Source organism: Enterococcus gallinarum NBRC 100675 (genome assembly GCF_001544275.1).
Taxonomy (GTDB): Bacteria; Bacillota; Bacilli; order Lactobacillales; family Enterococcaceae; genus Enterococcus_D; species Enterococcus_D gallinarum.
Map to the genome: position 1 here is coordinate 120,967 of NZ_BCQE01000008.1, position 14,587 is coordinate 135,553.

Here is a 14,587-nt window from a genome sequence, read left to right on the forward strand (position 1 = left end):
GGTATCGTATCGTTTTGTCTCAACTTATGTCTACTCTTTTTAATGAGAGATCTGCATTGAAGTAATCGAAGCAGGACAGATAATTAACTGAATCAAACAACAGCCACTCATTCCCGCCAAAAATAGGTACGCTGGACCGAAGAAGCCAAAAAACACCAATAGCGTAACTGTCCAAAAAAGATGGAGCAACACTCGTTTAGGTGAGCGACCGGCTTGATAAAAAGCATAAAAGAAGCTGACTTGCTGTTTCTTTTCGCCCATTAAAAGCGTCTGATAGAAAAAAATCAAGCTACAGATCATGAGGATCATGATCAGCATCGTGGCCATGACTTGAAAAAGCGGTTGTGGAAATCGACTGAGAATGGAATGATCAATCAAAAGAAAAAGACTATAAAAGCTGAATACGATATCTTTCTTTTTATTCAGTTGCCACAACTCAGAAAATTTCGTAAAGAAAATCGTCGTCGTTTTTTCTTGTTCTGCCCTCTCTTGAGTGTCTTTGATCTGCTTAATCGCCGCAATCATACTTCTTGTCGCTGTTGCCACTGTAAAAAGAGGCATTGAGCAAACCAACCACAAAAATTGTAGAAGAATCAATTTAGGCATCCAGTTGATCCAAGTGATCAGACCATTGAATAAACGCTGCGGCTCTATCTTTCTCATCCTTTGGTTCCTCCCGTCAGATCCATTCCCTCAATAAAGTAGCGTTGTGCAAAAAAGAATAATAGGATCGTTGGTAATAAGACCAGTGTTGCGCCCGCCATCAAATAGTTCCATTGTGTCGTTGATTGATTTTGGAAAACTTGCAAACCGATTTGGAGTGTATATTTTTCTTGATTTTGAATATACAGCAATGGTCCTAAGAAGTCATTCCAAGCACCATTGAATGAATTGATAGCAATCGTGATCAGTGCAGGTTTGGTTAAAGGAATCATCAGATGGCTCCAGATATATAGATGATTGGCACCATCCATTTTTGCCGCTTCAATCAGTTCATTATTGATCGATAAGTAAAATTGCCGCATCAGAAAGATATTGAAGGCATTCCCAAAAAATGAGGGAATGATCAGCGGCAGATACGTCCCCACCCAGCCGATTTTAGAAAACAGCACGTATTGTGGAATCATCGTCACAAATCCTGGAATCATCATCGTTGAAAGGACCAGAGAAAAAATCAAGTTTTTCCCTGGAAAATCCAACTTGGCAAATCCATAAGCGATAAATGAGTTTGAAAGCACGTTGCCGAACACAACTAACACCGTGATAAACAAGGTGTTCTTTGCATATTGCCAAAAAGGAAACGCATTGATCGTATCAAGGTAATTCGAGAAATTGATTTCTTCTGGAAAAAACGTTGGTGGATAACGAACGATCTCTTCCATTGGCTTTAATGAGGTGAATACCATCCACAGCAACGGAATGATCAGAACGATGCCAATCACAGTCATCACTAAATAACTCGTTAACTTTTTGATCCGCTGCTGTTGAGAATTGCTCTTTATTTTGTACATCTGCATACAGTCAGCCCTCCTGAGATAGTGTACTTTGTTGAAGCCATCAGTTTTGTCCTCCTGCATAGTGGACCCAACGAGGAGCTAATTTCAGATTGATAAACGTTAAGACTAATACAATTAAGAAAAGGATCATCGACATCGCCATTGCATACCCCATATCAAAAGCTACAAACGCTTTGTTCCACATATGAAGATTATAGAACAAGAGCGAATTGGCAGGTCCGCCAGTGCCATTTTTCGTCATGACGTAGGCCTCTTGGAAGATTTGGAAAGAGCCGATTGTCGATGTAATGACATCATAAAAGATAATTGGCGTAATCAATGGAATCGTAATGTGTTTAAATTTAGCCCACATACCAGCACCATCGATCTCAGCTGATTCATAAAGCGTTCTGGGAATATTCTGCAGTGTCGCCAAGTACAGCAGCATCGCTCCCCCAGAACTCCAAATTTTCATTAGGATCAAAGCCGGTTTGGTCCATTCAGGATCAAACAACCAGGCCGGACCTTTGATGTTGAACCAGCTTAAAAAAGTATTGATCAAACCAGCGGAAGGCGACAGCAGCTGCATCCATAACACATACACTGCCACACCGGATAAAATCGCTGGCAAATAAAAAGTCGTCCGGAAAAAGCTGATTCCTCTGATCTTTTGATTTAATAATGTAGCTAGAAAAACACTGAATAAGGTCGTCAGTGGGACATTGAAGAGAACAAAATAAATCGTATTATAAAGTGATTTCCAAAAAAGTGCATCTTGCGTGAACATTCGTTTGAAGTTTCCAAAACCAATAAAATTCATTTTTGACGTTAGATTGTAATCCGTAAAGCTGCCGATAAACGAGAAGAGCATGGGTCCTAGCATAAACACCATGAAGCCAATCAGAAACGGCGCCACAAACAAATATCCCCAAAGGGCATCTTGTCTTTTGCTTCTCGATCTTTTCTTTTTCATAATTCCCCTCCTTTAGCAAACTATTTTCTGCCATCTTTTTTCAGCAAAATAGCAATGATGCAATGAGAAAAGTAACGATAGAAAAGGGAATGCGGCTAGCCGCAACTCCCTATCTCAATCTATTATTTATTTTGTTCTACAAGATCTTCCACTGCTTTTTGAGCATCTGCTAATCCTTCTGCTGGTTTTTTATTCCCTAGCAGAATTTGATCAATTTGTTCATTGACTAAACTGCTGAAATCTGGTGCATCCAATGGTACCGGAGTGATTACTGTATTAGCAAAATTCTCATCCGCCATTTGATAGATCATTTGACCTTTTTCATCTAAATGATCATTTTTGACAAGATTTTCATTTGCTGTTCGGTTAGCCATAATATCAAAGCTCTTTTCACCAAATTTTTCTTGAACTTCTGGGGTTGAAAGATACTCGATAAACTTGTAGGACGCTTCGGGATTTTTGGCTCCTTGAGGAACTTCTAAGACAAAGCCGCCTCCCCATGACCAGTGGCCAGAACCTTTTTCTTTTTCTGGAATCTGGATGACGCCAAAATCAAAGTCATCCGGCGCATTTTCCATCAAGCTAGAGTAATAATTGATATTCTGTGCCCGCATGGCCACCAAACCAGAAATAAATGGATCTGCTACACCGGAGCCAAACTCAGCTTCTAAACGATTGATCGTATCTTGCCCATAATAATCTTGCCAGTCAAGAATCCAATCTAGAGCCTCCACTTTATTTTCTGTGTCAATTGAAACCTTTTCATCTTTGTCAAACCAGCTAACACCGTTATCGGCATTCAATGCCCAAACATCCGCGCCAAGGTTCCACAAAGGATAGAAGCCGATACGCTCAAAATCATCGCCTTTTTTGACATCTAATTTGTGTGCAACAGTTTCAAGTTCGTCCCATGTTTGGGGTAACTGATCTTCACTGATCCCTGCTTCCTTGAAAATTTGTTTGTTATAAAAAATCACTTGGGTATCGGTATTGAAAGGAATTGCATAAGGGTCTCCTTCATATTCCACCGTATCCCATAATTGAGGATAAAATTCATCAGACATGCCATCTTTAACATACTCGCTCAAGTTCGTTGCTTGCTGTGCTTCTGCACGCTGCGCGACTGAATTGATGTCTTGAACAATAACATCAGGTGGATTCCCTGCAGTGATCGCCGAGAGAGACTTCGTCCAAATATCCCCCCAAGGCTGATAACTATATTTCACTTCAATTTCATCTTGTGACTGATTAAAATCGTCGATAATCTCTTCGATGACTTCTTGGCGAGCCCCCGATCCCCAAAAAGACCAAAAATCTAATGTTATTTTCCCATCACTTGTCTGTTTTCCCGATGCGTCAGTATTTTTGTCTTCCGAATTACTGCCGCAAGCCGCTGTCACCAATGCGGTCGAAAACAGCAACAGCCCTATTGATAGTGCCTTTTTCATCTTTTATCCCTGCTTTCATTTTTATCATTATTTTATAATGTTGTAATTTTAAAGTATCATGACTCTTAGTAATGAGCAAACAATAAGCATTGTTTTTTTATCAAAAAAAATAACGAACTTTATAGCCGGAGATTTTTTGGAGCGTTTTCTTTGAAATCTCATTTATTTTCAGGCATGATAGTTTTAGAAGATTTTTCTTAAGCTATTGTTCTCTTTTTTCATTTTTTTATCACTTAAGAAAGAACAATGAAAATAAAACTACGTTTTATGAAAAAAAGAAAGAAGGAATCGTCAATGTTAGTTGTTATTGATATGCAGAATCAGATTCGTGATGAAAATAGTCAATCATTTATTTCTGACAGCCCTGCTTTGATCAAGCGAATCGCAAAACGGCTTCAACAAGCCCGTGCAGAAGGTGAATATATCCTTTTTACAAGAGATATCCCGATTGATTGTAAAGATACTCCTGATGAAGAACAAGAAGCGTTACAGATCGTTCCTGAACTGCAACCGTTGCCGAATGAAAAAGTAATAAAAAAATATTACTTTAGTATTCCACCAGAAGTTCTCTTGGAAATCAAGGAGCAACTTTTCAATGATAAAAATGAACAAAAACATATCGAAGTGACCGGAGTAGAAACCAACATCTGCGTGTTATCTAATACGATCGAGATTCAGAGTGCTTTTCCAGAAGCCGATTTTCTCATTAATCAACAGTTAGTTTCTGGTAGAAACCATGAGTCTTCCGGATTGAAAATCTTGCAAGACTTCAATGTCGAAGTGGTTGATCGGACAGATAACTAAAAAAGAAACGCCAACCACTGGCGTTTCTTTTTTTAGGTATTATGCAGTAATTCTTGCGGTATCTCGATACGGACATCATTTGCTGTCTGACATGCAGGACAGACAAAGGTGCCTTCAATCGCATCTTTTACTTCACCATAATCATAATGAATAGCGATTTCATCTGAGTGCAACTCGTTTTCTTCTAGAGGCGGAACTGTTTTCAGCTTCCCATCTGCATCTTCTTGCAGATGAACAATCAGTTTGCCATCATAATTTTCCTTGCAATTCACACAAGATGCTTTTCCACGAATCGTAATATCCATGTTTTTCTCCTCTTTTCTATTTTTATGTGAGTCCTCATTGGGGATACGCTTCGATGGATGAGCCCATCGATCCTGTTTTCGATCCACCTTTATAGTGTCACGCTTGTTTAGTTAAATCAACTATTCTGTTTTCAACTGTCTTGCCGATCGCAAAAAATTCGGCTGGTAAACCATGAGCGTTTCTTTTGTCAAAAGCATTTTTTCCCGGCACAATTATTAAGAACACGAATTTTTTGTCATCCCAAAAGAAGAAATGGCAGTCAATCACACGACCAGGAACCTTTCCCGTCACATCTCATAAAAGGAGGAACAAGTATGCGTGCAGTAACATGGCAAGGAAAAGAAAAAATGGAAGTTCGAAATGTGAGTGATCCGACGATCATTGAACCAACAGATGCGATTATTCGAATTACAGCAACAGCGATCTGCGGCTCTGATCTTCATCTGTATCATCACGGTGGTGCAGTACTAGAAGAAGGGTACGTTGTTGGTCATGAACCAATGGGGATCGTTGAAGAAGTCGGCAGTCAAGTTCAAAAATTGAAGAAAGGGGACCGTGTTGTCATCCCTTTTAATATTGGCTGTGGACATTGTCATTTTTGTCAAAATGAAATGGAGAGCCAATGTGATAACTCTTCTGATCAACTTTATGGTGGCCTCTTTGGCTTTGGTAAGCTGAATGGCAATCATTGGGGCGGACAAGCAGAATTCTTACGGGTCCCCTTTGCTGATTTCACTTCGTTTGTCGTTCCAGATACCGCGATCCCGGATGAAAAAGTGCTTTTTCTATCAGACATTTTGCCAACTGCCTACTGGAGTGTCCAAAATGCGGGTGTCAAACAAGGCGATACCGTTATTATTCTTGGCTCAGGACCTGTAGGACTTTTTGCCCAAAAGTTCGCCGTTATGGCTGGTGCGAAACGAGTGATTGCGGTCGATCCAGTTGTCCATCGATTGGAAAAAGCGCAAAGCTACAATCAGGTAGAGACCTTCCAATTGGATGACCTTGCGACAAGCGCTGATGATCTGTATGAATTAACAAAAGGCGGTGCCGATGTCATCATCGATTGCGTCGGTATGGATGGTTTAGAACCCGTCAAAGAAAAAGCCAAAAATTTGGTCAGCTTGCAAAGTGGTACGATTTCACCGATCCAAATGGCGGCGAAAGCGGTCAAAAAATTTGGTACCGTGCAAATCACTGGTGTCTATATGACTCCAGCATCGTCCTACCCTTTACAAGAGTTTTTCATGCGCAATGTGGCAGTGAAACATGGACAAGCACCCGTTATCCACTTAATGCCAAAAATTTATGAAATGATCCAAAAAGAGGAGATCGACCCAACACCGATCATCACTCATACCATGCCTTTAGAAGAAGCCGCTGCGGCTTATGACATATTTGATAAAAAAGAAGATAACAACATCAAAGTGGTATTAAAGCCAAATTAACGCAAAGAAAGGATGATCGCCCTCAGTGCCAAAAATCAAACGAAATGAACATCAGATCGAACTTGGTAAAGACGAAGACGTCATTATTAAAGGACGCCGTTTTCATGTCTATTTCAAAAACCGGTATATGCTGATTTCCCTAACGAATGATATTTTGACTGGTTTATTTTATATTTTCGGAAGTATCGTGTCCTTGACAGATCTGCCTGCGATCTATGGAACTATCGCCTATCTGATAGGAGCAATCTTCTTAACGATCCGACCATTGTTGAAGATCGTCCGTCATGTATTTATTTACAATGAACGGAAACAAAATGGAGAGAAAGAAAAGAATATCGAAGTATCCGATGATGGTGAATAAACAGTGACGATTTTCTTCAAGCAGTATTTTTCCCAAAACAAAACACATGCTATATACTATAAATATGCACAAAGAAAGGAGAATTCTAAAATGAAAGTATTAGACAGTATAGCTTTAGCGCTACTTATCGTTGGCGGCCTAAACTGGTTATTGGTTGGACTATTTGAATTTGACTTGGTTGCAACAATTGCGGGCGGATCAACTACATTATTCGCTAAAATCATTTACGTAATTGTCGGTATCTGCGCGATTTATTGCTTGAAGTTCTTTGTTGGTATTGCTCGTCAAGACAACGTGAACCGATAATCATTGATAAATAAAATGCAAGAAACGAATGATCTGATCCATAGTTGCTCTACTTTCTATGGATCAGATCTTTTTGTTTGCATTGCCTTTTGTCTCTTTTTTTATTTATTGTATAATTACTGTCAACAGCGAATAAAATAATTCAGATAAATTGATTTTGGTTGGGCTAGGAATAGCAGCTCATTCACAATGAACCGACAAAGGAAGTGACCCATGACTGATAAAAAACGTAACTACAAGATTCTCCCTTCTCTGCTTTTTTATTTCATCCTCCTTCTCATCATTGCAGGAATCTTAGGGATCGTTGTACTGACGAACATCAATATTGCCGAAAACTGGTTTGGACTGGATGAGTACACAGTTGTAGAAACTCGAGACCAAGTGATCAGCTATCTTCCGCTACTCTGGTACTTCGTTATAGCACTAATGATAGTCTTGGCATTATTTTTTGGAATCAGGAAAAGAAAAAAGGCTTTGTTCTACTGGATCGGTACATTGGTTATTCTCCCTAGTATCTTGTTTGCATTTGGTGCTTTAACAACCTTGCTACCCTTCGACCGAAATTTTTTTAGAGAAGAAGCCTCTGCTTCCGCGATCATGGCTGAATTAACCGACAAAAAAGCGCTGAAAGATCAAGAGGTTCAGCTCATCAGTTATAGCTATCACATTCGGAACATTCCTTTGAAAAGCGGTGTCTATGCAGTCGCGCGAATCATCAACCCTACTACTAAACTACAAGATGAATACTGGTATTATTCGACAAATTTTTTACAAAAATGGCAGAAAGACAGTGATACGATCGAGTTACCTATTCAAGAGACCATTGCTTATAATGAAATCGATTGGGGCGTTATTCCCAAGGTTATCAAAGAAACGGAAAAACGGGTTGCGAAATTAGACCATTATTATCCCGGAGTTAGTATCGTGATCTTAAATGGTTCTCAAGGCAAATGGACTTGGACGGTCGGTGTCGATGATATTCGGGGACACACTGCACTGAATCTGGTTTATGATCTTTCAGGAAATTATCTTTCTCAATGGGACTAATTGGTCAACACAGGCCCTATTTCCATCATCTATTAAGACAGCAATTAAACAAAAAACTATCTAAGCGATCACTGATTGTTCCTATCAAAGGACGACTTGCTAAAAAAAGCAATGAGACAATCAAGATTTTTTAGATAGTTTTTTATTATTATTCACAGACACGCCTAGCTTTTGGCACAGCGAAAACCTAAATTATTGGCTGCAGACATCCCGGAGTTTCCATTGCGGGCTGCGATCCGATAACGTTTGCAGTAAGATTCATGACACAAGAACGACCCTCCCCTTGTCGCATACATGGCATCATCCACCTGCTGAAATCGTTGCTCAAAAAAATGGCTATCCCATGAACGAAATTGTTCCAATGGTATCCTTGCAGGATTGCTGCACCATTCCCACACATTGCCAATGACTTGATAAAGGCCATAGCCATTGGGCTCATAAAACCGAGCAGGTGCAGTACTCGCAAAGCCGTCTGCCTTCGTATTTGCTTTGGGAAACGCGCCTTGCCAGATGTTGCAGTGATAGTCTTCTCCAGCTAAAAAATCTGTCCCCCATGGATAAAAGTCATTCTCTGTACCACCTTTCGCGGCAATCTCCCATTCAGCTTCTGATGGCAGCCGCTTATCTGCCCAGCGGCAAAATGCCAACGCATCATTTCGCGAGACTTGAACGACTGGATGATCCATCCGTTGCTCAATCGATGAATCCGGGCCTTCAGGATGGCGCCAGTCTGCCCCCGCAACCGCATACCACCAACTCATATTGGGGATCAGTTGGCTCCTCTGTTTCGTCTTTTCAGAAAGAAAATAACGAAAGACAAACGACCAGCCAAACCTTTCTGCTTCCGTCACATAGCCTGTTGCCGCAATAAATGCTTCAAACATCTGATTGGTAACAGTCGTTTCATCGATTTCAAAAGAGGTCATCTCAACTTGGATCTTGGGACCTTCTTGGTCCTCTTCAAAGCCAGCTTTTGTATCCGTGCCAATTCGATACGTTCCAGCAGGAATCTTGATCATCCCATCTGCCTTCTTTCTATAATAATTGATAGCCGTTATAAAGATTGATGATTAACACCAAGAGGATGACTGTCTGGAAGACCAGCGTCACTTTTTGTGGTGAGAGGACAGTGCTGACTTTTGCCCCTAACAAACCGCCAACAATCGCGGCTGGAATCACGAACCACAAAATCTTTAAGTCATAGAGGCCAAATCCAGTGGTCCCAGCAATCGTCACGATTTTCGCCAATTGAGAGAAAAAGATCGTACAAATCGAATAGACTGTCGCTTCTTTGATTGGCAAAGCAAACATCAGCATCAGCAAGGAAACATTGATCGGTCCGCCGCCGATTCCTAGAAGACTGGCTAGAAAACCAAGGACTAGACCACAGAAGCAATACCAGAAGTTTTTTTTCAGTTGGAATCCGGGCCAGTCATATTTGGTATAAAAGAAAGCAAACAACAACGTCACGACAGTCAAAAAGATCTGCACCATTTGTACCTGATCTTCATTTTGGAAAAACAGCAACAGCTGATCAAAAGCGACATTGCCCAAAATACCGCCTAAGATGGCTCCTCCTGAAACCCAAAGGACGATTTGCCAATTGATCTTATGTCCGCTAGCCAACTGTCTTGCGGTAGAAACCAGCGACATGGTAAAGACGGCTACGGCAGAATAAAACGAGATGGCCGCAACAGAATGGGCGCCGATAAAATCAAAAATGGGTTTGATCAGAACGCCGCCCCCCATGCCTGAAACGGCACCAACCGTATTCGCCAACACGATCACTATAAAATAAATGAACCCAATCACACACTTACCCCCTGTAACAAACCTAAAATCCGATTGATCTGCGGAACAAATTCCTGCAAGAGTTGCTGATAACCACAATAGTCCCCATCCACATAGATGGCATCTTTCATTCGTTTGCAGCCGCCTCGACACATTTTTTGAAACGGGCAACTCAGACATTTCTTTGGCATTTCGGGCCGTTCACACACAAACGTTTTTGCAATGTCCTGTTCAAATAACTGACGCAAGGTCTGTTCTTGAATATACCCCATTCGATAGTCATCTAACACATAGAAATCACAAGGATAAACACTGCCATCTGCTTCAATAACATATTGCACTTGACAGTTTCCTAAGATCCCGCAAGCGGTGACTTGTTGCTTGACCAAGAGATTCAAAAGATCATCAAAAAGCTTGATACTCACATAATGCCCCTCCGCTAATTCTTGCAGCCATAACTGCAAAAGCTGGTGGTAAAATCCTTCAAAACGTTTTGGTGTGAGGGCATAACTATTTCTTTCTTTCGCATCTAAATCATCTAAACAAGGAATAAACTGGACAAAATCGATTTTTTGTTCTTTTAGAAAGCGAAAGACTTTCTTAGCCTCTTTAGCCAATGGATTGGTCAGGACACAAAGCACATTGTAGTCAATCTCAAAGTGGTCAAACAGCTGCTTTGTTTGCAGCACCCGCTGAAAAGTTCCTCTTCCTTTCGGATCGACCCGGTGCAGATCATGGTAGAGCGGATGGCCATCGATCGAGAGACCGACCAAAAAATCATGTTCTTTCAAAAAAGCACACCATTTTTCATTGATCATGGTCCCGTTCGTTTGAATCGCATAATGGACCTGTACCTGCTTTTGCTGTTGATCCACTAGTTGGGTCACTTTTCGAAAATAATTGAGGCCCGCCATCGTTGGCTCTCCACCTTGAAACGCTAATGTCAATTGATCACCGTCTTCTAAGTCTGCATAAATATTTTCGATCATTTTCTCTGTCACTTCTTCTTTCATTTTGCCAAACGAGCGGATTTCCCGCAAGGAACTGACATTGGCATAAAAGCAGTAGCTGCAGCGAAGATTGCAGAGGGAAGATGCGGGTTTGATCAATACTGAAATATGTTTCATGGTAGAAGCCTCGATTCTTTTACGAAATAATGGATCAACGTTTGTCCCGTTTCATTGGCACATAATCCGTTGTCTCCATATAAAATTGGGTGACACGATTTTTCATAGTTTGTAGAAGATCCTGATAGTCTTCAGTCAATGCTAAATTATTGATTTCCATCGGATCTTGTTCTAGATCGTACAGTTCATCCGTTTCATACAAACGCATGACGTATTTGTATTTGCCCATTTTGCACATAACTGCTTTGGTATGTTCGGGACCTTCGCTGTATTGTGTTGCCAAACGCGGCCAGTAAGGAGATTGAGGTCCGTGACCGAGTTCCATTGCTTGGGTTTCACCATGGATTCTTCCACCTTCACAGAAAACCGCGTCCTTATGCTCTTCATCTCCTGTCAACACATGTACCAATGAGCGGCCAAACTGAGTATAGGAGAGTTCGATTTCTGCCAATTCTGCAATGGTTGCAGGCAGATCAACTAGCTCGGCTTGTGCTTTAGTGATCCGTGGAACACTTTGAATGGATTTAGCTGGTTTGATTAATAAGGGCACATTCGAAATTGGGTCTTCAAAACAGTTCTGGACTTTTTCGGTGATCGTATAATCTCCCGTGTAATCCCCATGGTCGCTAAAGACAATCAAATGCGTATCATCATAAAACCCAGTTTCCTGCAGCTTCTCTTGGATCAGTCCTAACTGGTGATCAAAGCGAGAGACCATCGCTAAGTAAGTTGCCCGCAATTCATCAAAGCGTTCTTCTGTCCAATCATTAAGATTCTGTTTTTCATTGATTCCGTATAGCATTGACGCCTTATTAGGGATTTCCTGAATATTTGGTCGACGTTTCGGAAGTTTCTTACGGTCGATGCTTGAATACCAAGGATCTTCACAAGCATATGGCGGATGTGGAAAAGAAATCGTACAATAGACAAAAAATGGCTTATCTGATTTCTCTTTTCCTCGTCGTTCAATGAATTCCAGCGCTTTTTGAACACAATTCCAGTCGGTTTTGCCATAGCCCTCTCCATCAGGCAATTTTCCCATATAAAATGAATAATAATTATCACCAGAAAGCATCTCATCATAAAGTTTTTGGCTGGCTTCATTCATATCTGCAGAATGATTGACTTCACTGTTTTTCGCATCTCGTGTATTGGTATCCACAACACCATCATAATATTCGTCACAATAATCGGTCTTGGGACGATCACCTGGAACGACATCGTTTCTGCCGATCCAAATAACTTCATAGCCTTGGTTCTTCATTTCTTTCAAAATATTGGGCTCATCTTCACGTTGCAGGTAATGCATGGTCCGATGCCCATTGACATGGGGATAAAACCCTGTCAAAAAACTATTTCTCGAGGGAACACAAACTGGATTCTGACAATAGGCATTCTCAAATGAGACACCTTCTTCTGCCAACTGATCCAAATGAGGCGTGATGGAAGCAGGATTGCCCATATGTGCCATTGAATCACTTCTCATCTGATCTGCTACAAACAAAACGATATTTTTTTTCAAGAATCATTCACTCCTATCCGACAACCGTGATTACGGTATCCATGTTATTAACATCTGATTTATCTGTTTCAACGATATCTAAAAAATTATTGGTATTTGATACGATGACCGGGGTAACAATAGAATAGCCGGCTTGGACGAGTGCATCTTGATCGAAAGTCAAAAGCAATTGTCCTCTAGTAATAGTGTCCCCTTGGGCAACTTTCGGCTGGAAGTATTTTCCTTTTAAATTCACCGTATCCATGCCGATATGGATCAAAACCTCAATGCCCTCATTTGTGGTGATACCGATTGCATGATTTGTTGGAAAAAGAGTTGAAACGACACCATCAGCAGGTGCAAATACTTTTCCTTCAGTCGGGAGAATCGCTAAGCCTTTCCCTAACAATCCACTTGCAAAAGCTTCGTCTTCCACTGCTGATAACGGAAGGATCTCGCCTTTTAACGGAGCGCTTAAATCATAAAGCACCGTTTGCCCCACTTCATTATTGATCAATGGAGCTGGCGCTTCTGTTTCCAGCTGCTCCTCTACGTCTTCTGTTTTGGAATTATAAGCATAGAAGAAAGTAATCGCAAAACCTAATACAAAAGCTACTAGACTAGCTAAAGCAAACCCGATAAAACTATTGTCGATCCCATTCTCGGGATGGATAAAACGAGGTAAAGCAAAAACGCCCGTTCCACCATTGATATAAACTTTGGTGTTAAAAATCCCCATGATCCCACCAGCCACGGCCACCGCAAATGAGGTAGTATAAAAAGCTTTTTTCCTCGGTAAAGTTACGCCATAGAGTGCCGGTTCTGTGATGCCAAAAAGTGCTGAAAGAAAAGCAGGAAATGCGATTTCTTTTAATTTTCTGTTTTTTGTTTTTAGAAAAATCGCTAAAGTTACCCCAGCCATTGCAACAGGAGTTGCCAATCCTGCCATCATAACTACATCATAGCCTAATGTGGCATAATTGTTCAACGCAATTGGAACAAAGCCCCAGTGCAGACCGAACATGATGAAGACTTGCCAAAAACCGCCGATCACAATGCCTGCGATGATTGGACTAAATTGATATGCGGCAGATAATCCTTGCCCGATCAGCAATCCTGCCCATGTAGTGATTGGTCCTACAATCAAGAAAACTAAAGGAACTGTGATCACTAAAGTTAAGAAAGAGACAAAAAAGCTACGGACAGCTCGCGGGATCAGTTTAGAAAAAAGTGCTTCAAGTTTGGCAGCCAAGTATGCAGCAGCAATGATCGGAATCACACTTGAAGTATAATTCATCAGAATAACCGGAATTCCCAAAAACGTAAGGTAAACAGGTGATTCAATCGGCGTCCCTGCAAAAACTGTAAATAGGGCCTCACTACCACCATTGGCCGCAACGATGCTTGGATAAACCAATGCTGCTCCAATCGCCATGCCGATAAACGGTTTTCCACCAAATTTTTTTGACGCGGTATAACCCAAGAATAATGGGAAGAAGTAGAACAAACCATCTCCGGTAGCATTTAAAATCAGATAAGTACCTGACGCTTTGTCTAATACATTAAATGTTGTCAACAATGCTAAAAATCCTTTGATCATCCCGGCTGCCATCAAGACATTGATCACCGGTGTGAAAATTCCTGAAACAATGTCAATAAAACGATTCAGGATACCTTTTGGTTCGTCTGCTGCTGCTTCTCCTTGTCCCAATCCAGCTAACTCGGTAAACTCGTTATAGACTTCTGCAACATGGTTACCGATCACCACTTGATATTGCCCCCCACTTTGAACAACAGTTACCACACCGGATAGATTTTTGATCACTTGTGTTTGGGCTTTACTTTCATCTTTTAATTTAAATCGCAATCGCGTCATGCAATGGGTCAATCCATTGATATTCTCTTTACCACCAATATTTTTTAAGATCTGTTCGTTCAATTCTTGGTATTGCATCGTTGCCCTTCCTCTCTCTGACCGG

General features: G+C 41.0%; 15 protein-coding genes. 5 read left to right on the top strand and 10 right to left on the bottom strand.

The genetic code is table 11. From position 1 onward, the window contains the following. Positions 1-39 precede the first annotated feature (39 nt). The 4 genes from EG2_RS06240 to EG2_RS06255 all read right to left on the bottom strand — a co-directional run bounded on the left by EG2_RS06240 (position 40) and on the right by EG2_RS06255 (position 3,917). Positions 40-663 (bottom strand): YesL family protein, encoded by a 624-nt coding sequence (locus tag EG2_RS06240; RefSeq protein ID WP_060813990.1) that lies wholly within the window; start codon positions 661-663, stop codon positions 40-42. Further along, on the bottom strand, positions 660-1,517 hold the full coding sequence (locus tag EG2_RS06245) for a carbohydrate ABC transporter permease (protein WP_021150133.1): 858 nt from the start codon (positions 1,515-1,517) through the stop codon (positions 660-662). Before EG2_RS06245 ends, EG2_RS06240 begins: the two co-directional genes overlap by 4 nt. Before the next feature lie 40 nt (positions 1,518-1,557). Further along, complete coding sequence (locus tag EG2_RS06250) at positions 1,558-2,469, bottom strand: carbohydrate ABC transporter permease (protein WP_060813991.1); 912 nt, start codon at positions 2,467-2,469, stop codon at positions 1,558-1,560. 122 nt (positions 2,470-2,591) lie between these two features. Continuing rightward, positions 2,592-3,917, bottom strand: a complete 1,326-nt coding sequence (locus tag EG2_RS06255) for an ABC transporter substrate-binding protein (RefSeq protein WP_060813992.1) — start codon at positions 3,915-3,917, stop codon at positions 2,592-2,594. 294 nt (positions 3,918-4,211) lie between these two features. Between EG2_RS06255 and EG2_RS06260 the strand changes: the two genes are divergently transcribed. Then, positions 4,212-4,721, top strand: coding sequence for a cysteine hydrolase family protein (locus EG2_RS06260; RefSeq protein ID WP_060813993.1), 510 nt, complete (start codon positions 4,212-4,214; stop codon positions 4,719-4,721). A gap of 32 nt (positions 4,722-4,753) precedes the next feature. Here EG2_RS06260 and EG2_RS06265 read toward each other — a convergent pair whose 3' ends face one another. Beyond that, a complete protein-coding gene (locus EG2_RS06265) occupies positions 4,754-5,026 on the bottom strand; it encodes a hypothetical protein (protein WP_060813994.1) in 273 nt (90 codons plus the stop codon). A gap of 315 nt (positions 5,027-5,341) precedes the next feature. Between EG2_RS06265 and EG2_RS06275 the strand changes: the two genes are divergently transcribed. From EG2_RS06275 to EG2_RS06290, 4 genes are all read left to right on the top strand, one after another. Next, on the top strand, positions 5,342-6,475 hold the full coding sequence (locus EG2_RS06275) for an alcohol dehydrogenase catalytic domain-containing protein (protein WP_060813996.1): 1,134 nt from the start codon (positions 5,342-5,344) through the stop codon (positions 6,473-6,475). 25 nt (positions 6,476-6,500) lie between these two features. Then, positions 6,501-6,836, top strand: coding sequence for a YrhK family protein (locus EG2_RS06280; RefSeq protein WP_060813997.1), 336 nt, complete (start codon positions 6,501-6,503; stop codon positions 6,834-6,836). A 90-nt stretch (positions 6,837-6,926) separates the two neighbouring features. Continuing rightward, a complete protein-coding gene (locus tag EG2_RS06285; RefSeq protein ID WP_003125912.1) occupies positions 6,927-7,142 on the top strand; it encodes a DUF378 domain-containing protein in 216 nt (71 codons plus the stop codon). Positions 7,143-7,355: 213 nt separating this feature from the next. Next, positions 7,356-8,189, top strand: coding sequence for a hypothetical protein (locus tag EG2_RS06290; RefSeq protein ID WP_060813998.1), 834 nt, complete (start codon positions 7,356-7,358; stop codon positions 8,187-8,189). A 164-nt stretch (positions 8,190-8,353) separates the two neighbouring features. Here EG2_RS06290 and EG2_RS06295 read toward each other — a convergent pair whose 3' ends face one another. The 5 genes from EG2_RS06295 to EG2_RS06315 are packed head-to-tail and all read right to left on the bottom strand — an operon-like array spanning position 8,354 to position 14,562. Then, on the bottom strand, positions 8,354-9,208 hold the full coding sequence (locus EG2_RS06295; protein ID WP_060813999.1) for a formylglycine-generating enzyme family protein: 855 nt from the start codon (positions 9,206-9,208) through the stop codon (positions 8,354-8,356). Between the two features lie 16 nt (positions 9,209-9,224). Beyond that, positions 9,225-10,001 carry a sulfite exporter TauE/SafE family protein gene (locus EG2_RS06300; RefSeq protein ID WP_060814000.1) on the bottom strand — a complete coding sequence of 259 codons (777 nt, stop codon included), beginning with the start codon at positions 9,999-10,001 and terminating at the stop codon, positions 9,225-9,227. Then, positions 9,998-11,107 (bottom strand): radical SAM/SPASM domain-containing protein, encoded by a 1,110-nt coding sequence (locus EG2_RS06305; RefSeq protein WP_060814001.1) that lies wholly within the window; start codon positions 11,105-11,107, stop codon positions 9,998-10,000. The genes EG2_RS06300 and EG2_RS06305 overlap by 4 nt, the downstream gene beginning before the upstream one ends. 34 nt (positions 11,108-11,141) lie before the next feature. Beyond that, on the bottom strand, positions 11,142-12,629 hold the full coding sequence (locus EG2_RS06310; protein WP_071870190.1) for a sulfatase-like hydrolase/transferase: 1,488 nt from the start codon (positions 12,627-12,629) through the stop codon (positions 11,142-11,144). A 13-nt stretch (positions 12,630-12,642) separates the two neighbouring features. Then, on the bottom strand, positions 12,643-14,562 hold the full coding sequence (locus EG2_RS06315; RefSeq protein ID WP_060814002.1) for a beta-glucoside-specific PTS transporter subunit IIABC: 1,920 nt from the start codon (positions 14,560-14,562) through the stop codon (positions 12,643-12,645). Positions 14,563-14,587 lie beyond the last annotated feature (25 nt).

What these genes read in the sequence shown, in the direction of transcription:
- EG2_RS06240 (WP_060813990.1), bottom strand. Translation starts at nt 663, where the DNA reads ATGAGAAAGATAGAGCCGCAGCGTTTATTCAATGGTCTGATCACTTGG.
- EG2_RS06245 (WP_021150133.1), bottom strand. Translation starts at nt 1,517, where the DNA reads ATGCAGATGTACAAAATAAAGAGCAATTCTCAACAGCAGCGGATCAAA.
- EG2_RS06250 (WP_060813991.1), bottom strand. Translation starts at nt 2,469, where the DNA reads ATGAAAAAGAAAAGATCGAGAAGCAAAAGACAAGATGCCCTTTGGGGA.
- EG2_RS06255 (WP_060813992.1), bottom strand. Translation starts at nt 3,917, where the DNA reads ATGAAAAAGGCACTATCAATAGGGCTGTTGCTGTTTTCGACCGCATTG.
- EG2_RS06260 (WP_060813993.1), top strand. Translation starts at nt 4,212, where the DNA reads ATGTTAGTTGTTATTGATATGCAGAATCAGATTCGTGATGAAAATAGT.
- EG2_RS06265 (WP_060813994.1), bottom strand. Translation starts at nt 5,026, where the DNA reads ATGGATATTACGATTCGTGGAAAAGCATCTTGTGTGAATTGCAAGGAA.
- EG2_RS06275 (WP_060813996.1), top strand. Translation starts at nt 5,342, where the DNA reads ATGCGTGCAGTAACATGGCAAGGAAAAGAAAAAATGGAAGTTCGAAAT.
- EG2_RS06285 (WP_003125912.1), top strand. Translation starts at nt 6,927, where the DNA reads ATGAAAGTATTAGACAGTATAGCTTTAGCGCTACTTATCGTTGGCGGC.
- EG2_RS06290 (WP_060813998.1), top strand. Translation starts at nt 7,356, where the DNA reads ATGACTGATAAAAAACGTAACTACAAGATTCTCCCTTCTCTGCTTTTT.
- EG2_RS06295 (WP_060813999.1), bottom strand. Translation starts at nt 9,208, where the DNA reads ATGATCAAGATTCCTGCTGGAACGTATCGAATTGGCACGGATACAAAA.
- EG2_RS06305 (WP_060814001.1), bottom strand. Translation starts at nt 11,107, where the DNA reads ATGAAACATATTTCAGTATTGATCAAACCCGCATCTTCCCTCTGCAAT.
- EG2_RS06315 (WP_060814002.1), bottom strand. Translation starts at nt 14,562, where the DNA reads ATGCAATACCAAGAATTGAACGAACAGATCTTAAAAAATATTGGTGGT.